General features: G+C 72.6%; 16 protein-coding genes and 1 pseudogene. 9 read left to right on the top strand and 8 right to left on the bottom strand.

The genetic code is table 11. From position 1 onward, the window contains the following. Positions 1-123: 123 nt before the first annotated feature. Both UK12_RS25910 and UK12_RS25905 read left to right on the top strand, forming a co-directional pair. Positions 124-1,374 carry an MFS transporter gene (locus UK12_RS25910; protein ID WP_045305564.1) on the top strand — a complete coding sequence of 417 codons (1,251 nt, stop codon included), beginning with the start codon at positions 124-126 and terminating at the stop codon, positions 1,372-1,374. Between the two features lie 186 nt (positions 1,375-1,560). Continuing rightward, a complete protein-coding gene (locus UK12_RS25905) occupies positions 1,561-2,874 on the top strand; it encodes a D-arabinono-1,4-lactone oxidase (RefSeq protein WP_045305563.1) in 1,314 nt (437 codons plus the stop codon). A gap of 12 nt (positions 2,875-2,886) precedes the next feature. On the opposite strand, the gene UK12_RS41640 is transcribed toward UK12_RS25905, so the two are convergent. Next, positions 2,887-3,750, bottom strand: coding sequence for a hypothetical protein (locus UK12_RS41640; RefSeq protein ID WP_197085179.1), 864 nt, complete (start codon positions 3,748-3,750; stop codon positions 2,887-2,889). Between the two features lie 439 nt (positions 3,751-4,189). Here UK12_RS41640 and sepH point away from each other — a divergent pair, with 439 nt between their 5' ends. Continuing rightward, a complete protein-coding gene (sepH, locus tag UK12_RS25895) occupies positions 4,190-5,215 on the top strand; it encodes a septation protein SepH (RefSeq protein ID WP_045305562.1) in 1,026 nt (341 codons plus the stop codon). 154 nt (positions 5,216-5,369) lie between these two features. On the opposite strand, the gene UK12_RS25890 is transcribed toward sepH, so the two are convergent. Then, complete coding sequence (locus tag UK12_RS25890; protein ID WP_045305561.1) at positions 5,370-6,260, bottom strand: sulfurtransferase; 891 nt, start codon at positions 6,258-6,260, stop codon at positions 5,370-5,372. Between the two features lie 148 nt (positions 6,261-6,408). On the opposite strand from UK12_RS25890, the gene UK12_RS25885 reads away from it, so the two are divergent. Continuing rightward, positions 6,409-7,140, top strand: a complete 732-nt coding sequence (locus UK12_RS25885) for a VOC family protein (protein ID WP_045305560.1) — start codon at positions 6,409-6,411, stop codon at positions 7,138-7,140. 66 nt (positions 7,141-7,206) lie between these two features. Here UK12_RS25885 and UK12_RS25880 read toward each other — a convergent pair whose 3' ends face one another. The 4 genes from UK12_RS25880 to UK12_RS25865 form a co-directional block, all read right to left on the bottom strand. Continuing rightward, entirely contained in the window at positions 7,207-7,863 is a 657-nt protein-coding gene (locus UK12_RS25880) for a thymidine kinase (protein ID WP_045305559.1), read from the bottom strand. A 43-nt stretch (positions 7,864-7,906) separates the two neighbouring features. Next, positions 7,907-9,070 carry an alkaline phosphatase family protein gene (locus tag UK12_RS25875; RefSeq protein WP_045305558.1) on the bottom strand — a complete coding sequence of 388 codons (1,164 nt, stop codon included), beginning with the start codon at positions 9,068-9,070 and terminating at the stop codon, positions 7,907-7,909. Positions 9,071-9,085: 15 nt separating this feature from the next. Continuing rightward, complete coding sequence (locus tag UK12_RS25870; RefSeq protein WP_045305557.1) at positions 9,086-9,676, bottom strand: DUF5998 family protein; 591 nt, start codon at positions 9,674-9,676, stop codon at positions 9,086-9,088. Positions 9,677-9,776: 100 nt separating this feature from the next. Continuing rightward, positions 9,777-12,659, bottom strand: coding sequence for a bifunctional acetate--CoA ligase family protein/GNAT family N-acetyltransferase (locus UK12_RS25865; RefSeq protein WP_197085178.1), 2,883 nt, complete (start codon positions 12,657-12,659; stop codon positions 9,777-9,779). A gap of 257 nt (positions 12,660-12,916) precedes the next feature. Between UK12_RS25865 and UK12_RS25860 the strand changes: the two genes are divergently transcribed. Beyond that, positions 12,917-13,195, top strand: a complete 279-nt coding sequence (locus UK12_RS25860) for an HPr family phosphocarrier protein (protein ID WP_045305556.1) — start codon at positions 12,917-12,919, stop codon at positions 13,193-13,195. Positions 13,196-13,413: 218 nt separating this feature from the next. Here the strand turns inward: UK12_RS25860 and UK12_RS25855 are convergent, their stop codons facing one another. After that, the gene (locus tag UK12_RS25855) at positions 13,414-14,325 is read right to left on the bottom strand and encodes a glutaminase (RefSeq protein ID WP_442973848.1); all 912 of its coding nucleotides are present in this window, start codon (positions 14,323-14,325) and stop codon (positions 13,414-13,416) included. A 75-nt stretch (positions 14,326-14,400) separates the two neighbouring features. Between UK12_RS25855 and UK12_RS25850 the strand changes: the two genes are divergently transcribed. The 3 genes from UK12_RS25850 to UK12_RS25840 are packed head-to-tail and all read left to right on the top strand — an operon-like array spanning position 14,401 to position 16,041. Beyond that, a complete protein-coding gene (locus tag UK12_RS25850) occupies positions 14,401-15,132 on the top strand; it encodes an AzlC family ABC transporter permease (RefSeq protein WP_045305554.1) in 732 nt (243 codons plus the stop codon). Continuing rightward, the gene (locus UK12_RS25845; protein ID WP_045305553.1) at positions 15,122-15,445 is read left to right on the top strand and encodes a branched-chain amino acid transporter permease; all 324 of its coding nucleotides are present in this window, start codon (positions 15,122-15,124) and stop codon (positions 15,443-15,445) included. Before UK12_RS25850 ends, UK12_RS25845 begins: the two co-directional genes overlap by 11 nt. Positions 15,446-15,495: 50 nt before the next feature. Beyond that, positions 15,496-16,041: a DUF1707 and FHA domain-containing protein gene (locus tag UK12_RS25840; RefSeq protein WP_045305552.1), complete on the top strand. Its 546-nt coding sequence runs from the start codon at positions 15,496-15,498 to the stop codon at positions 16,039-16,041. 76 nt (positions 16,042-16,117) lie between these two features. Here UK12_RS25840 and UK12_RS25835 read toward each other — a convergent pair. Next, positions 16,118-16,507, bottom strand: a pseudogene (locus UK12_RS25835) (RtcB family protein); the annotation flags it as partial. A gap of 72 nt (positions 16,508-16,579) precedes the next feature. Between UK12_RS25835 and UK12_RS25830 the strand changes: the two are divergent. Further along, the coding region (locus tag UK12_RS25830) for a recombinase family protein (RefSeq protein WP_082119947.1) at positions 16,580-17,703 on the top strand (1,124 nt) is incomplete at its 3' end.

Below are 17,703 nucleotides of genomic sequence, written 5' to 3'. Positions count from 1 at the left end.
CGATCCTGCCACCACCCCGTTGGCGCCCGGCGGCAGGTCTGCCCGGCGAGTAATCGTTTGCCATAGTTCGTAAGCTGTCCATGCGACTTGTGTTCCTTACCCCCATCTCCAGCGGAGCCCCGCGTGCTGTCCAGTTACCGCCAGATCTTCGCCGCCCCCGGCACGCTGGCCTTCTCGTCCGCCGGCCTGATAGCCAGGCTGCCGATCTCGATGACCGGGATCGGCATCGTCACCATGCTGTCCCAGCTGCGCGGCTCGTACGGGATCGCGGGAGCCGTCTCCGCCGTGCTGGCGCTGTCGGCGGCGGTGCTCGGCCCGCAGGTGTCCCGGCTGGTGGACCGGTACGGACAGCGCCGGGTGAGCCTGCCCGCCACCGGGGTGACCGTGGTCGCCGCGGTCGCCCTGCTGCTCTGCGCGCGGCTGGACGCACCGGACTGGACGCTGTTCGTGGCCGCCGCCGGAATGGGCGTGATGCCCAGCACCGGCTCGATGGTCCGGGCCCGCTGGGCCCACCTGTACAGCGGCGAGCCGCCCAAGCTGCACACCGCGTACTCGTTCGAGGCCGTGATGGACGAGATCTGCTTCATCGTCGGCCCGATCCTCTCGATCGGCCTGGCCACCTCGGTCTTCCCCGAGGCGGGCGTGCTGCTGGCGGGGATCTTCCTGATCAGCGGCGTGGTGCTGTTCACCGCGCAGCGCCGTACCGAGCCGCCGGTGCACCCGGCCGCGCACCGCTCGGGCGGATCGGCGATCCGCTCGGCCGGCCTGGAGGTGCTGGTCCTGACCTTCGTGGCCACCGGGGCGATCTTCGGTTCGGTCGAGGTGGTGACCGTGGCCTTCGCCCAGGAACAGGGGCACAAGGCCCTGTCCAGCCTGGTGCTCGCCGTCTACGCGCTCGGCTCCTGCCTGGCCGGGGTGGTCTTCGGGACGTTGAAGCTCAACGGTTCGATGGCCGGCCGCTTCCTCGGCGGGGTCGCCGTGATGGCGGTCAGCATGGTGGTGCCGCTGCTGGCCGCCGCCTGGCTGCGCGGCAGCGCCGGTCTGCTCGCGGTCGGCGCCGCGCTCTTCGTGGCCGGTATCGCCATCTCGCCGACCCTGATCACGGCCATGGCCCTGGTCGAGCGGCTGGTTCCGGCCACCCAGCTGACCGAGGGCATGACCTGGACCACCACCGGGCTCGCGCTGGGCGTCGCGCTCGGGTCCTCGGTCGCGGGCTGGGTGGTGGACGCCGCGGGCGCCCCCGCCGGGTACTGGGTACCGGTCGGCGCCGGCCTCTTCGGCGCTCTCACGGCCCTCGCCGGGCTGCGCCGGCTGCGCTCCGGCCTGGCCGCGGCCGGCGGAACCGTTCCTGCGGAGGCGGCCCTCCAGCACTGAGCCCCAATGCGCCCGGTCGGCACGGTTCCCCCCTTCGGGGCACCGTGCCGACGGCTGTCAGAAGGCGTCGGACAGCCGGTGGACGACCCATGGACCTGGGTCGGACGAGTGGCTACGCTCCCCCCTACTCAGTGGTAGGACGTGCTCGGGACCAGCCGTCCCGGCACCGGAGCAGGAGGCACCCGTATGCCGCAGGCCAGTACCACCCGCTGGAGCAACTGGGCCGGAAACCAGAGCGCCCGCCCCACCCGGGTGGTCGCCCCGGCCTCGACCGCCGAGCTGGCCGAGGAGATCCTCCGGGCCGCCGAGGAAGGTCGGACGGTCAAGGCGGTCGGTTCGGGCCACTCCTTCACCGCGATAGCCGCCGCCGGGGACGGCGTCCTGGTCGCGCCCACCGCGCTGACCGCCGTACGCGAGCTGAACCGTGCGGCCGGGACGGTCACCGTGGAGTCCGGCCTGCCGCTCGCCGCCCTCAACCGGCTGCTCGCGGCGGCGGGCCTCTCGCTCACCAACATGGGCGACATCGAGGTGCAGACCGTCGCCGGGGCCACCAGCACCGGCACCCACGGCACCGGCCGCGACTCCGGTTCGCTGGCCGCCCAGATCAGGGCGGTGGAGATCGTACTGGCCGACGGCAGCGTCCGGACCTGCTCGCCGGCCGAGGATCCCGAGCTGTTCCAGGGCGCCCGGCTGGGCCTCGGCGCACTCGGCGTGGTCAGCGCGCTCACCTTCGGCGTCGAACCGGCCTTCCTGCTGACCGCCCACGAGCAGCCGATGCGCTTCGACGAGGTGCTGGACCGCTTCGAGGAGCTCGCGACCGTCAACGAGCACTTCGAGTTCTACTGGTTCCCGCACACCGAGCTCTGCTCCACCAAGCGCAACAACCGCAGCCAGGGCCCGGCCCGGCCGCTGTCGCCGGTCAAGGCCTGGCTGGAGGACGACTTCCTCTCCAACACCGTCTGGGAGGGTGTCTGCCGGATCGGCCGGAGCATTCCGGCCACCGTCCCGGCCATCGCCCAGCTCGCCGGGCGGGCCTGGTCCGAGCGGACCTACACCGATCTCGCGTACAAGGTGTTCACCAGCCCCCGCAAGGTGCGCTTCGTCGAGATGGAGTACGCCGTGCCGCGCGAGGCGGCCACCACCGTGCTGCGTGAACTGAAGGCGCTGATCGAACGCTCGAACTGGCGGATCAGCTTCCCGGTCGAGGTACGGACAGCGCCCGCCGACGACCTCTGGCTCTCCACCGCGAGCGGCCGGGACACCGTCTACATCGCCGTCCACCTCTACCGGGGGACCCCCGAACAGGGCTACTTCACCGAGGTCGAGCGCCTGATGACCGCCCACCGGGGCCGCCCGCACTGGGGCAAGCTGCACACCAGGGACGCCGAGTACCTCGCCTCGGTCTACCCGCACTTCGGCGACTTCACCGCGCTGCGCGACCGGCTCGACCCCGGACGGCTGTTCGCCAACGACTATCTGCGCCGGGTCCTCGGCGAGTAGAAGCGGTAGCGCTCAGGGGGCCACGGTGGCCGACGGCGTCTCGGCCACCCGATCAGCCGTGCCCGTACCCGCGCCCGTACCCGAGTCGGCGCTGGAGCCGGTGGCCGGACTCGATGCCGGGGGCGGGCTCACGGGCGGCGTAGGTGTCGGTGTCGGCGAGGAGGACGGCGAACCGCTCGGGGTCGAGGACGGTGTCGGGGAGGGCGAGGGCCGTCCGCTCGTCGTCGCCCCCGGGGTGCCGCCCGGCGTCGTGGAGGGCACGGCCGAGGGATCGGCGGCGCCCCCGCCGCCCGGGGAGTGGTCGGCGGGCGCCGGCGGTTCGGGCCTGCGGCCCGGGTTGAGCGAGGTACCCGAGGAGTTGCCGTCGCCGGTGACGATGGAGTGCATCGGCTTGTCCGCGATCAGCTCCACCGCCAGGATCGGCGTCATCGCCAGGACGAAGATCAGCCCGGAGACCGCCGAGTACGTCTTCCAGGTCCAGCGCCGCCTGGCCCGGACGGTCTGCGGCGCGTTCCACTGCGGGGAGATGACCACCGGCTCGTCGGCCGGGACCTGCCGCAGGCCCTTGACGGTGGCGGCCGGTGCCCGGTCGACCGCGCTGCGCAACTGCTCGCCGGTCCGCTTGAAGACGTGCTGGAAGAGCGCGCCACCGGTGGTGGCTCCGATGCTGACCACCGCCGCGCCCAGGACCGTGCCGTACACGCCGAGCTCGGAGGCGAGCACCGCGCCGACCACCGCCGCCAGCGCGCTCGCGGCGACCTGAGCCATGCTCAGTTCGATCCGTGCACGTCCGGTCGTCGTCGGCTCGGTGGCCTGCGGCCCGCCCTGCTCGCGCTGCTGCGGCATCAACATCCCTCGGTCGGTACGACTCGACATCGACAAGTCCCTCCATCTTGCACAAAGAAGGACACAAGGGGCGAAAATCCGGTTCTGAGCGGTCGATATATGTGAAGATGATCACCGTCCACTGATCGGGGGTCGGCCATTGGAGTGCCCGCCCTTGAGATTCCCGTGAATCGCGGGAGACTTGAGCGGCGAGCCGCCCCGCTGGATGCCACGAATGGAGTACTGTTCGTGGAGCCTGAGCCTCTGGTCAATGGATCGACAGCCCGTCAGACGGCGACCGGGGCACTCGGGCGCGACATCGACCGGCGACGTGGCGAACAGGCAACCGTGCCATAAGGGCGGGTCCGGGTGAAAGCCCGACACGCCGGGTAACTCAGCAAGGTTGTGGCCACTCGCGAGTGGGCAGGCCACACTCAGTACGGGAGCAGCGACGCAGGTGACGTCGGCAGGCACCACCCGGGAGGTAACCGTGCCCGAACTGCGCGTCGTGGCGGTCAGCAATGACGGCACACGGCTGGTGCTCAAGGCTGCCGACAGCACCGAGTACACCCTCCCCATCGACGAGCGGCTGCGCGCCGCCATCCGCGGGGACCGGCCACGCCTCGGTCAGATCGAGATCGAGGTGGAGAGCCACCTGCGGCCCCGGGACATCCAGGCGCGGATACGAGCCGGTGCCTCCGCCGAGGAGGTCGCCCAGGCGGCCGGCATCTCGGTGGACCGGGTCCGGCGCTTCGAGGGTCCGGTGCTGGCCGAGCGCGCCTTCATGGCCGAGCGGGCCCGCAAGACCGCGATCCGCCGCCACGGCGAGCCCACCGGGCCGCAGCTCGGCGAGGCCGTGGCCGAGCGGCTGGCGCTGCGGGCCGCGGAGAAGGACACCGAGCGGTGGGACTCCTGGCGCCGTGAGGACGGCACCTGGGAGGTCATCCTCTACTACCGGGCGGACGGCGAGGGCCGCAGCGCGAGCTGGACGTACGACCCGCCGCGTCGCCTGGTGCAGCCGAACGACGACGAGGCCCGCGCGCTGATCGGCGAGAGCGTCGAGCGCGAGGAGGACTCGGTCTTCCCGTTCATCCCGCGGATCGCCAGGCTCCCCCAGGACCGCCCGGCCCGCCCGATGATCGAGCGCCCCTCGGCGGACCGGATCATGTCGGGTCGCGAGGTCCGCGAGGCCACGGCCGACGGCCGGGATTCGCTGACCAGCCTGCTGGACGTGGTGCCCGCGTTCCGCGGTGACCTCACCCTCCCGGCCGTGGAGCCGGTGCAGGTGGAGGAGGTCGAGGAGGCGGAGGAGCAGGCCGCTCCGGCCGCCAGTGTCGGCGCGGGCTCGGCGTACGCCGACATCCTGATGCCGCGCGCGGTCGCCCCGCACCGTGAGCGGCTGGTGGGCACGACCGACCGCCAGGCCGAGGCTGACGGCGTCCGTCCCGGCCGACGGGCCACCGTGCCGAGCTGGGACGAGATCGTCTTCGGCAGCCGCCGCAAGAAGCAGGACTGAGGGAGGAGACCCGGTCGGCCGGTCCCGTACGGGACAACGATCCGTACGGGACAACGATCCGTACGGGACAAGGGCACGCCTCTTCTCGGACGGTTCCCGCCCTCGGGGGTGTGCCCGGCGGTCGGGCCGCCCCCGGAAGGCGGGTCGCCGGTGATCAGCCGGGCTGGTGGCCGGTGGCTGCCGGGTTGTCCGGGTCGGCGGACCACTCGCTCCAGGAGCCCGGGTAGAGCGCGGCCCCGAAGCCGGCCACCGTCAGGGCCAGCAGCTCGTGCGCGGCGGTGACGCCCGAACCGCAGTAGACGCCGACCTCGTCGGCCTTGCGGTCGCCCGCGCCGAGGGCGCGGAAGCGCTCGGCGAGTGCGGCGGCGGGCAGGAAGCGCCCGTCCGGACCGAGGTTCTCCGTGGTGGGGGCGCTCACCGCGCCCGGGATGTGTCCGGCCCTGGGGTCGATCGGCTCGACCTCGCCCCGGTAGCGCTCGCCCGCGCGGGCATCGAGCAGCAGTCCGATGCGGGCCAGCGCGGCGGCCTGTCCGGCGTCCAGGGTGGGCAGTTGGCCGGGGGCGGGCTCGAAGTCGCCTGCCGGTGCCGGCGTTTGCCCGGTGCTCTCCGGCAGGCCGGCCGCGCGCCAGGCGGCCAGGCCGCCGTCCAGCACCCGGACGTCCCGGTGGCCGGACCAGCGCAGCAGCCACCAGGCGCGGGCGGCCGAGGTCGCGGGCCCGGCGTCGTAGACCACCACCGGGCGGTCGGCACGTACCCCGGCCCGGCGCACGGCCGCGCCGAACACCTCGGGGTCGGGCAGCGGGTGGCGACCAGCGGCACCGGGGAGCGCGGCCAACTCACTGTCCAGGTCGATGTACTGGGCACCCGGCAGGTGCCCGGCGGCGAACTCCCCGGCGCCGGGCGGACCGCCGAGCTGCCAGCGGATGTCGAGCAGGACCGGCGGGTCCGCGGAGTCGAGGGCCGTCGCCAACTCGGCGACGGAGACCAGCGGAGAACCGTCGAGCGGGCGGCCGGCGACGGAACCATCAGTGGATGCGGCTGTCATGCCCGCCATTGTGACGCGACGACTCCGCTCTTTGTACGGTCTTTGCCTACTACGCCGCGCGGTCAGCGGATTTCGGCGGCCCGAGGTGGAACCATCGCCCTGGGACGCGCGGCGGCCTTGCCGACCGCCCCCGGCGAGGAGGCACGCGATGACAGCGGTGACGGTGCGGCTGACCCAGGGCACGCCCTGCTGGGTGAGCCTGATGACCAGCGACCACCAGGGGGCCACGGCCTTCTACGGAGCGCTGCTGGACTGGGAGTTCACACCCGGGCCGACCCATCTCGGCGCCTACGCGCGGGCCACCCTGCACGGCGCCAAGGTCGCCGGAATCGGTGTCACCCCTCCGGGTCCCGGCCGTCCCGTGGAGTGGACGACGTACTTCTCGGTGGACGACGCCGATCTGGTCTCGCAGCGGATCCGCGAGTGCGGCGGCACGGTGGCGGTCGGCCCGCTGCAGGCCGAGCGGGCCGGACGGCTGGCGATCGCCGCCGACGTGTGGGGGGCGGTGTTCGGTCTCTGGCAGGGCGAGGAGCACCTCGGCTGGGAGGTGGTCGACGAGCCCGGCGCCCCCGTCTGGAGCGAACTGCTGACTCCTGACGAGCAGTCGGCCGCCGCCTTCTACCGGATGGTGTTCGGGCCGAGCGTGCCCCAGCAGGACGCGACGGCGCCGCTGGCCGGTATCCGGCACAGTACCGACCTGCGGGACGGTCCGCCGCGCTGGCGGGTCCACTTCGCGGTCAGCGACGTCGACCTGACGACTGCTCAGGCGGTGGCACTGGGCGGCACGGTGCTGGTGCCCCCGTACGACGGCCCGGCCGGGTGGGTGGCCCGGCTGGCGGATCCGCAGGGCGGGCGGTTCTCGGTGGTCCAACTTCCCTAGCCGCCCGGCCGCTTGTCCGCAGGGCGCGGTGACCACGCCCTGGGCAGGTGCCGCCCGGGCGGGCGTTCAGGGGCGCTGGGCCTCGAACGGGAGGACGTCCGGGGAGAGCACCGAGGCGCGGGCGGTGGCCGCGGTGAGACGGCGGCGGTGGTGCCGCCGGCAGAGCACTTCGTAGCCGACCTCGCTCTCGCTGACGGCGATGTCGCCGACCACGACCTGCGCGCCCTCGACGACCATCACGCCGCCGACCGTGCGGGCGTTGTGGGTGGCCCGGGCACCGCACCAGCAGAGCGCCTCGACCTGGAGGATCTCCACCCGGTCGGCGAGTTCGATCAGGCGCTGGGAGCCGGGGAAGAGCTTGGTGCGGAAGTCGGTGGTGATCCCGAAGGTGAAGACGTCGATGCTCAGCTCGTCGACCACGCGGGCGAGTTGGTCGACCTGCTCGGCGTCGTAGAAGTTGGCCTCGTCGCAGATCAGGTAGTCGACCTTGCCGCCGGCCGAGAGCAGGTGGACCACGTAGGCGTGGAAGTCGAAGCCCTCGGTGACCTCGACGGCGTCGGCGCGCAGGCCCAGGCGGCTGGAGATGGTGGAGGCACCGGCCCGGTCGTGGCGGGAGAAGATGATCCCCTTGCGGCCGCGTGCGGCGTGGTTGTGGTCGAGCTGGAGGGCGAGCGTCGACTTGCCGCAGTCCATCGTGCCGGAGAAGAACACCAGGTCAGCCATGGGTGGAGCGGAGGCCTTTCGAAAGACTTCGGATGGGTGCGGGTCAGGCGCGGACTTCGAGCAGCGGCACCAGTTGCTCCACCGGGGTCATCGAGCCGTGCAGGCCGATCATCGAGGACTCGCCGGGCTCGTTGCGGGAGGCGATCACGGCGACGTCGTCCCGGGCCGCGGCGACCACGTCGCCGATCCGGTGGTAGACCCGGTCGTCGATCACGGGGCCGAACCAGCCGCTGGCTATCGCCTGGTCGCGGCTGGCCACCCACATCCGGTCGCCGAGCACCTCGCTCCAGACGGTGAGCACATCGGCGGCCGCGCCGGGCACCGCGTACACGTGCCGGGCCCGGCCCTCGCCGCCGAGCAGGGCGACGCCCGCACTCAGCTCCCAGTCCTCGTCGAAGTCGATCCGGTCCTCGGGGGCGATGTCGATCATGCCGTGGTCGGCGGTGACGTACAGCGCGGAGCGCGGCGGGAGCTGTTCGGCGAGCCGCTGGACCAGGCGGTCCACGGCGTTGAGGGTCAGGCGCCACTCGTCGGAGTCGACGCCGTAGCGGTGGCCCGCCGCGTCGAGTTCGCTGACGTAGGTGTAGACCAGGGCCCGGTCGTGCTCGGCCAGCCACTGGGCGGAGACGTCCATCCGCTCCTCGCCGGTGGTGCGGCCGAGGAAGGTGCCGCCGGAGAGCGCGACCCGGGTGAGCGGGGTCTGGGCGAACAGCGGGGAGGAGACCTGGCAGGTCGCCACCCCGGCCGCGTGGGCCTGCTCGAAGACGGTCGGGTACGGCTGCCAGCTGCTCGGCTCGACGTGCGGCTGCCACCGCAGCTGGTTCATCAGGTAGCCGGCACCGGGGACCGCCACGGTGTAGCCGGCCAGGCCGTGCACCCCGGGGGTGCGGCCGGTGCCGACCGAGGCCAGCGAGGTGGCGGTGGTGGACGGGAACCCGGAGGTGATCGACCGGCCGCCCGGGACCAGCGAGTTCAGGAACGGCGCCCAGTCGGGGTGACGGCGGATCAGCTCCCAGCCCATGCCGTCGACCAGGAACACGCAGACCCGGTCGGCCGGGGTCAGCGCCAGCCCGCTCTCGAAGCCGGGTACGCCGAGCCCCGCCACCACGGCGGGCAGCAGGTCGGCCAGCGAGCCGTGCCCGTACGCGGGGACGGGGGCGCCGGAGGGGTCGAGGATCTCGAAGGAGTCGTAGTCGAGGTGCGACATGGGTGCCGTACGCCCTCAGGCCCGGTTGGCGATGGTCGCCTCGGACAGAGCGCGCGCGAAGAGCAGGGCCTGGGCCACCGTCTCCGGACCGTCCCCGGCCTCGCTGACCCGCAGCGACAGGTCGTCGGCGGTGGCCGACCCGGTGTAGCCGTGGTCGGCCTCGCAGTTGGGGTCGGAGCAGCCGGCCGGCTCCAGGTCGAGCCGCTGGACGGCGCCCCAGCCGATGGTGAGCACCACCTCGCGGGGCAGCGTGCCCGGCGTGTACGTCTCGGGGTTGGCGACCATGCGGCTCAGCACCACGGAGTTGATCCGGTCGATCCGGACGCACTCGGTGGAGGTGGTGGCGTACGGCACCGGGCTGGTGGCGTCGCCGGCCTGCTCGTCGGTGTGGCTGACCACGAACCGCGACGGGGTGAGCACCAGCACCGTCACGTGCCGGCGCACCTCGTTGGCGTCGAAGGTGGTCTCCTGGTGCACCAGGTACGAGGTGATCGGCTCGGGGCCCACCGCGGACTCCACTGCCTCGGACACCAGGGCCGGGTAGTAGCCGCTGCGCTCGATGGCCGAGCGCAGGTCCTGCGTGGTGGTGGTACCGGTCTTCGCCATAGCTCCATCCTGGCATGTCCCGCCGACGAAGCGGTCGGCACTGGCCGGGCTTCCGGCCTTCCGCGCCCGCGGGGGATCTGATGGGCGCAACCAAGGAAGGTTACAGGGTGCTCATGGCGCGCGGGCCCAGATCGGTGCGGACCGGGAGCGGAGCGATCCGGACGCGCGCCTCCAGGACCGCAAGGCCGTGCGGGGCGACGACCACGGGTTCGAGATCCACCGAGGCGACCTCGGGGAGATCGTCGACCAGCCGGGAGACCCGCAGCAGCAGTTCCTCCAGTGCGTCGGTGTCCACCGGGACGGCACCGCGCCAGCCGAACAGCAGCGGTGCGGCCCGCACCTCGCGGATCAGCGAGGCGGCGTCGCGGTCGGTGGCGGGGATCAGCCGGTGGGCGACGTCGCCCAGCAGTTCGGCGGGGGCGCCGGCCAGACCGAAGGAGAGGATCGCGCCGACTCCCGGGTCCACGGTGGCGCCGATCACGGTGTCCACCCCGCGCGGGGCCATCCGCTGGACCACCGGGCGGACCCGTTCGGCGCCGCCGAGCAGGGCGTCCAGTTCCCGGTAGGCGCGGCGCAGCCCGGCCTCCCCCGTGAGGTCGAGCCGGACGCTGCCGAGGTCCGGGCGGTGGCGCAGGTGCTCGGCGGTGGCCTTGAGCGCGACCGGGTAACCGAGGGCGGCGGCGGCCCGGACGGCGCTCTCCTCGTCGGGCGCGGGCAGGGTCGGCACGACGTCGATGCCGTAGCACGCGAGCAGCGCGGCGGCCCGGTCGTCGGGGAAGGTGCGCCACTTCCCGGCGGCACCGGGTGCGCCGGCGGGCCGGGACGGTGCGGCGGCCGGACGGGTCCGGAGGGCCTCGGTGATCAGCGCGCGGGCGCCGGCCTCGTCGATCCGCTCGAACTCGGGTACCCGGGCGGTCTGCTCGGCCTCGGCGGTGCGGCGGCGCCAGTCGGCGTAGTGCACGGCCTGGGTGAGCGCGTCGACGGCCCGCTCCGGCCTCGGGTAGGCCGGGATGCCCACCAGGCGCAGCCGCTGGGGCAGTTCGGTCAGCGCCAGGTGCACCAGCAGCAGCGGCTTGCCCAACTCGGCCGCCCGCGTGCCCGCTTCGGTGAGTGCCTCGGCGAACTCGGGCTCGTCGGCGCCGAGATCGGGGGTGACGGCGGTCTGCGCGGCGATCGGCGGGATGGCGACGGCGACCACCGCGTCCACGGCCGGGTCGCCGAGCGCGGTCTCCAGGGCGATCCGGAAGTTCTCCCCGGTGGCGGCGGTGGTGAGGTCCACCGGGGTGCGCGGGCGCAGCCCGGCGCCCAGGCAGGCGTCGTAGGTGAGCAGGCCCAGGGAGTCGGAGTTGCCGACCACCGCGACCCGGTCGCCGGCCGGCAGCGGCTGGGCGGCGAGCAGTTCGCCGGTGTCGAGCAGCTCGGTGATGGTGTCCACCCGCAGCACCCCGGCCTGCCGGAAGAGCGCGTCCACGGTGGCGTCCTGCAGCCCGCCGACGGCGGCCTGGACGGCGTGGCCCGGCGGCAGGCTGCCGGTGTGCCGGGCACCCTTGACCACCACCACCGGTTTCGTCCCGGCCAGGCGGCGGGCGATCCGGGTGAACTTGCGCGGGTTGCCGAAGGACTCCAGGTAGAGCAGCACCACCTCGGTGGCCGGGTCCTCCTCCCAGTACTGCAGCCAGTCGTTGCCGGAGACGTCCGCCCGGTTGCCGACCGAGGCGAAGGAGGAGATGCCCATGCCCCGGCGGTGGGTCGCCTCCAGCAGGGCCACCCCGACCGCGCCGGACTGGCAGAACAGTCCGAACGGTCCGCGCTCGGGCAGCACGGGTGCCAGTGAGGCGTTCAGCGGCTGCTCGGGATCGGTGTTGAGCAGGCCGAACGCGTTCGGGCCGATCACCCGCATGCCGGCGGCGCGGGCCTGGCGGACCAGCGCGCGCTGCCGGTCGCGCCCCTCCGGGCCGGTCTCGGCGTACCCGGCGGTGACCACCACCAGGCCCTGCACACCGTGCGCTCCGCACTCGGCGACCGCCTGCGGGACGGCGGGCTCGGGCACGGCGATCACCGCGAGGTCGACCGGGCCCTCGATCTCCAGCAGCGAGCGGTGGGTGGGCACCCCCTCCAGCTCGGTGCCGGGCGGCGCCTTGCGGTTCACCGCGTACACCGGGCCCTGGAAGCCGGCGAGGTTGCGCAGCAGCGCCCGGCCGACCGACTGCGGGCTGCGGGACACCCCGAGGACGGCCACCGAGCGCGGGGTGAGCAGCCGCTGCACGGACCTGGCCTCGGCGCGGTGCTCGCGGGCGCGCATCACCGCGAGTGAGGCGGCGGTCGGCTCCAGGTCGAACTCCAGGTGGACCACGCCTTCGGCGAAGCTGCGCCGCTGGACGTACCCGGCGTCGGTGAAGACCTTCACCATCTTGCGGTTCTCGGGCAGCACCTCGGCGGTGAACCGGCGGATGCCGCGCTCCTGGGCGACCGCCGCGATGTGCTCCAGCAGCGCGGAGGCCACCCCGCGGCCCTGGTGGGCGTCCTGCACCAGGAAGGCCACCTCGGCGTCGGTCCCGGAGGCCGAGGGACGGCCGTCGGGGTCGATCCGGTCGTAGCGGACGGTGGCGATGAACCGGTCCCTGACCACCACGGCCAGTCCGACGCGGTTGATGTAGTCGTGGTGGGTGAAGCGCCTGACGTCCCGGTCGGAGAGCCTCGGGTAGGGGGCGAAGAAGCGGAAGTACTTCGACTGGTCGGAGACCTGCTCGTAGAACTCCACCAGCCGCTCGGCGTCGGCCGGGGTGATCGGACGGATCCTGGCCGTGCCGCCGTCGCGCAGCAGGACGTCGGCCTCCCAGTGCTGCGGGTAGCTGTGCCGGTCGTCGTCGGGCTGCTCGCCCCCGGGCCGCTGCTCGGCTGCGGGAGACTGGCCGGCGGGGGGCTGCGCGGCGTCGGCGGAGGGCTGCGCACTGTTCGGCTGCGAGGGCCGGGGGTCGTCCACAGTCGCCAGGTTATCCGGCAGCGGGCAGCTCGGCTCGGGCCGTACCGGCCCGGCCGGGTGGGGCCGAAGGTCCCGGATCCGCACCGGGCGGGGGCTCGGCGGCCGGGGCGGCGGGCAAGGCGGTGGGCGGGCCTCGGCAGGGCCGTTCGGCCCTGTCCGGCCCCGGGTCTCCGATACGGCGGCACGGGAGCCTTTCGCGCATGCAACACTGGTCTAGACAACATACGCCACCCAGCACCACCTGAAAGGCACGTCTCATGGCTGAGCGCCGCGTCACCATCGGTTGGGCCGAGGGCCTGCACGCCCGTCCCGCCTCCGTCTTCGTCCGCGCGGCCACCGCCGTCGGCGTGCCGGTCACCATCGCCAAGGAGGGCGGCACCCCGGTGAACGCCGCCTCCATGCTGGCCCTGCTCGGCCTCGGCGCCCAGGGCGGCGACGCGGTCGTCCTCGCCTCGGACGCGGAGGGTGCCGACGCGGCTCTGGACCGCCTCGCCAAGCTGGTCCAGGAGGGCCTCGACGAGCTGCCCGCCGCCTGACCCAGGCAGCACCGAACCGGGGCGTGCCGTCGCCGCCCGGCCACCGGACCCCTCCGGAGCCGGACGGCGACGGCACGCGCTTTCGCGTACGCCTCCGGCAGATCCCGGCCAGGCACCGACCAGGGGCGAGGGGGAACTGCGCGAGCGGCCCACCACAGAGCTATCTGACTACCCGGTCGGCAGTGCCCGGCCGCCGTGAGGAGAAACGTTCCCGCAGGTCAGAACACCGACCACCCGGTCGCCGTGGTCAGCGCATCCAGCGCCGCCACCCCCAGCACCGAGTTGCCCGCCGGGTCCAGCCCCGGGCTCCACACGCACACCGCGCCCCGTCCCGGCAGCACCGCCAGCACTCCCCCGCCGACCCCGCTCTTGCCCGGCAGGCCCACCCGGAACGCGAAGTCACCCGCCGCGTCGTACGTCCCGCAGGTCAGCAGCACCGCGTTGATCCGCTTCGCCTCACTGCGCGTCAGCAGCCGCGAACCGTCGGCCCGCAGACCGTGCCGGGCCAGAAACCGTCCGACCAGGGCCAGGTCCCGGCAGCTCGCCGCGATCGCGCAGTGCGCGTAGTAGTGCGCGAGCACACTGTCCACCGGATTGCGCAGGTTCCCGTAGCTCGCGATGAAATGCGCCAGCGCCGCGTTCCGGTGACCGTTCCGCGCCTCCGAGGCCGCCACCGTGTCGTCCGTACCGATCGTCGCGTTGCCCGACTCCGCGCGCAGGAACTCCCGCACCGCACCCGCGGCATCCCCCGTGAGCTCCAGCAGCCGGTCCGTCACCACCAGCGCGCCCGCGTTGATGAACGGATTGCGCGGAATCCCGTGCTCGGTCTCCAGCTGCACCAGCGAGTTGAACGGATTGCCCGACGGCTCCCGCCCCACCCGCTGCCACAGCCCGTCCCCGCCCTCGGCCAGGGCGAGCGCCAGCGTGAACAGCTTGGAGACGCTCTGGATCGAGAACGACTGCTCCCAGTCGCCCGCCCCGTACACCTCGCCGTCCACCGTCGCCAGGGCCATCCCGAACGACTCCGGATTCGCCTCCGCCAACGCCGGTATGTAATCCGCCGGCCGGCCCCGCCCCGGGGCCCGGCGGGCGGTCTCCATGGCATCGTGCAACAACTGCTGGTAGTCCACCCAGCCATTCTGCCGGGCCGGTCCGAAGGGTGAAATTCCCGGGGCGCCGCCGAGCCCCCGCATAGGCTGGACCGAATGAGCACGCAATCCCGACCGGCCGAGGCCCCGATACCCGCTCCCCGGGACCATCCCGTACGAGCCGCCCTCCAGGACACCCTGGGCGTGGGCATGGGGCTCTTCCCGCTCGGCATCGCCTTCGGTGTCCTGCTGACCCAGAGCGGGTTCGCCTGGTGGTGGACCCCGCTCTTCTCGCTGCTGATCTACGCGGGCTCGCTGGAGTTCCTCGCCATCGGGCTGTTCCTCGCCCTCACCCCGATCGCCTCCATCGCGCTGACCACCTTCCTGGTCAACTTCCGGCACGTCTTCTACGGGCTGTCCTTCCCGCTCCACCGGGTCCACGGGCCGCTCCGCAAGGCGTACAGCATCTACAGCCTCACCGACGAGGCGTACGCCATCGTCGCCACCAAACCGGCGGAGCAGCTCTCCGGCACCCGCATCCTCGCCATCCAGGCGCTCTGCCAGTCCTACTGGGTGGCCGGCGGCCTCACCGGAGCGCTGGTCGGCGCCGCCCTGCCCGCCGGGCTCGACGGCCTCGACTTCGCCCTGACCGCGCTCTTCGTCGTCCTCGCCATCGACGGCTACCGCGCCGCCCGCGACGTCCCCGGCCCCGTCCTCGCCCTGCTCTGCGCGCTCACCGCCCTGCTCGTCGCCAAGGACCAGCTCCTGGTCGTCGCCCTCGGCCTGTACGTCGCCACCCTCGCCGCCCGGTACCTGCTCAGGAAGGGGAACAGCCGCCATGCCCGGTAACGGCTACCTCCTCGTCGGCCTCGCCGTGATCCTCGCGGTCACCTTCTGCCTGCGCGCCGCGCCCTTCGCCGTCCTGGGCCGCCTGCGCGACTCCGCCCTGGTCGCCTTCCTCGCCACCACCATGCCCACCGGCGTCATGGTCATCCTGGTCGTGTACACCCTGCGCGACCTCGACCTGACCATCCGTCCGTACGGACTGCCCGCCGCCCTCGGCGTCGCCGTGACCGCCGCACTCCACCTCTGGCGCCGCAGCGCACTGCTCAGCATCGTCGCCGGTACCGGCGTCTGCATGCTGGCGGGCCACCTGCTCTGAACACCCGCCGCTTCTGGACACCTCACGCCAGGGCAACCGACAATTCCAGCATGGCGCTTCCAGAGATCGGCACCCAGGTTTCCCGGCCCACCGAGGCCGAACGGGACCGCGCGGTCTCCGTCCTTCGCGAAGGCGTCGGCAGTGGCAGGCTCTCCCACGACACCTTCCTCGGCCGGCTCGAACTCGTCCTCACCGCCCGCAGCCGGGCCGAACTCGACGCCGTCCTCAGCGATCTGCCGCACGGCGCCCGGCTCCCCGGCCTGCTGCTGCGCACCGTCGGCCGGCTCTCCGCCTTCCGCGCCCGCCTCCGCGGCGCCTGGCAGACCGAACAGGCGCCCGGTCTCTGCCTCCCCGCCCCCGGTGACCAGCCCGTCCGGATCGGCCGCGTCCCCGGCTCCGACCTGCGGCTCACCGACAGCTCGGTCTCCCGCCAGCACGCCGAACTCCGCCACCACGCCGACGGGTGGACCCTCCACGACCTCGGCTCCACCAACGGCACCCACGTCAACGGGCTGCGCATCATCGGCGCCGTCCGCGTCCGCCCCGGCGACCTGGTCACCTTCGGCACCGTCAGCTTCCGCCTGGCGACGGCCTGACACCCGCCCGGCCCGTGGGCGGCGGCGCCGCACGGCACAGGCCGGGGTGCGCGTGTCGCACACCCCGGCCTGACGCTCAACCCTTCACACAGACGACCTGCTTGAGGTGGGCGACCACCTCAACCAGGTCCTTCTGCTGTTCCATGACCTTCTCGATCGACTTGTAGGCACCCGGGATCTCGTCCACCACCCCGCTGTCCTTGCGGCACTCGACGCCCCTGGTCTGCTCCGCGAGGTCGTGCGCGGTGAAGCGCTTCTTGGCGGCGGTGCGGCTCATCTTCCGACCGGCACCGTGCGAGGCCGAGTTGAAGGCCGCCTCGTTGCCGAGGCCGCGGACGATGTACGAACCGGTGCCCATCGAGCCCGGGATGATCCCGAAGTCGCCCGAACCCGCCTTGATCGCGCCCTTACGGGTGACCAGCAGGTCGACGCCGTCGTACTGCTCCTCCGCCACGTAGTTGTGGTGTCAGCAACACTGCTAACGTCAGATGAGGCCGAGGCGCGCACGGCGAGCCTCGCGGTTCGGAGGGGAAGTCCCTTGACGTTCAAAGCAGATGAGCAGCCCAGGAAGAAGCTGACGGCCGCCGAGGTCGAGCTCCTGGTCAACAGACTGCGCGGGGTACCTGCCGGTGCCCCGAGCCTCGAAGAAGCCAGGGCCATGCGGGCTGCCGGGTGGTTCCTGGTCCTGGCCTACTGCCGTATCTCCGACGATGCGCACAAGCGCGACGGCCACGGTGTCGAGGACCAGACCCGGCACTGTGCCCGTATCGCGGAGCGCGGTCGGATGGTCGTCATCCACCACTACATCGACAACGACAAGTCAGCGTCCAAGGCCGGCGTGGTCCGCGACGACTTCGACAAGATGATCGAGGCTCTGGAGAAGGGCTTCACGGAGCACGGCTATCCGGTCGACGGCGTCTTGTGCGTGGCCGACGACCGGCTCTACCGGGGCGCCCACGCCTACGAGCGGTTCGTCGACTCCTTCACGGCTCACCCGGACCGGGTCTACGCAGACGACACCGGCCGCCACGACCTCTACGGCGACGGTGCCGAGTACCGCGGACTGCTCGGCGTCGCGGCATCCCGATCAGAGACCAAGAAGAAGAAGCGCAGGGCACGGCTGAACCACCTCGCTCGTGCCGAGCGCGGAGAACCGGTCTCGGGCCGCCGCCCGTTCGGTTGGAAGGACGACAAGCTGACCTTGGATCCCGGTGAATCCGCAGTCGTCAGCCAGGGTGTCAAGAACCTGCTGGCCGGCAAGAGCATCACCACCGTGACCAACAGCTTCAACAAATCGGGCTTCACCAGCACAATGGGAAACAGCTGGCAGCTCCAGACGGTGAAGCAGATCCTGCGTAACCCGCGCATCTGCGGCTACCGCAAGCTCAACGGCGAGTTGGTGACCGACGCCGACGGGAACCCGGTCATCGGGAAGTGGGAGGCGATCGTCACCCCCAAGGAGTGGTACGCCGTCACGGCTCTGCTGGAGAAGAGGCGCAACGCGGGCGGCTGGGACGGGTCCGGTGATGGCAAGAACACACCCAGGAAATACCTCCTGACCGGCCTCCTTCGCTGCGGCAGGAAGCTGGAGAACGGCAGCGCGTGCAACGCGAAGTTGTACGGTGCGCCTGCCCGGAAGACGCATGCCTACCGGTGCCGGTC

It is taken from the genome of Saccharothrix sp. ST-888 (genome assembly GCF_000955975.1).
GTDB lineage: Bacteria > Actinomycetota > Actinomycetes > Streptomycetales > Streptomycetaceae > Kitasatospora.
This window is presented reverse-complemented; position numbering and strand designations above follow the sequence as displayed.

Excerpts from the sequence above, each read along its gene's own strand:
- UK12_RS25840 (WP_045305552.1), top strand. The coding sequence starts at position 15,496 with ATGGCGCTTCCAGAGATCGGCACCCAGGTTTCCCGGCCCACCGAGGCC.
- UK12_RS25880 (WP_045305559.1), bottom strand. The coding sequence starts at position 7,863 with ATGGCTGACCTGGTGTTCTTCTCCGGCACGATGGACTGCGGCAAGTCG.
- UK12_RS25885 (WP_045305560.1), top strand. The coding sequence starts at position 6,409 with ATGACAGCGGTGACGGTGCGGCTGACCCAGGGCACGCCCTGCTGGGTG.
- UK12_RS25875 (WP_045305558.1), bottom strand. The coding sequence starts at position 9,070 with ATGTCGCACCTCGACTACGACTCCTTCGAGATCCTCGACCCCTCCGGC.
- UK12_RS25890 (WP_045305561.1), bottom strand. The coding sequence starts at position 6,260 with ATGACAGCCGCATCCACTGATGGTTCCGTCGCCGGCCGCCCGCTCGAC.
- UK12_RS41640 (WP_197085179.1), bottom strand. The coding sequence starts at position 3,750 with ATGTCGAGTCGTACCGACCGAGGGATGTTGATGCCGCAGCAGCGCGAG.
- UK12_RS25850 (WP_045305554.1), top strand. The coding sequence starts at position 14,401 with ATGAGCACGCAATCCCGACCGGCCGAGGCCCCGATACCCGCTCCCCGG.
- UK12_RS25860 (WP_045305556.1), top strand. The coding sequence starts at position 12,917 with ATGGCTGAGCGCCGCGTCACCATCGGTTGGGCCGAGGGCCTGCACGCC.
- UK12_RS25905 (WP_045305563.1), top strand. The coding sequence starts at position 1,561 with ATGCCGCAGGCCAGTACCACCCGCTGGAGCAACTGGGCCGGAAACCAG.
- UK12_RS25845 (WP_045305553.1), top strand. The coding sequence starts at position 15,122 with ATGCCCGGTAACGGCTACCTCCTCGTCGGCCTCGCCGTGATCCTCGCG.
- UK12_RS25870 (WP_045305557.1), bottom strand. The coding sequence starts at position 9,676 with ATGGCGAAGACCGGTACCACCACCACGCAGGACCTGCGCTCGGCCATC.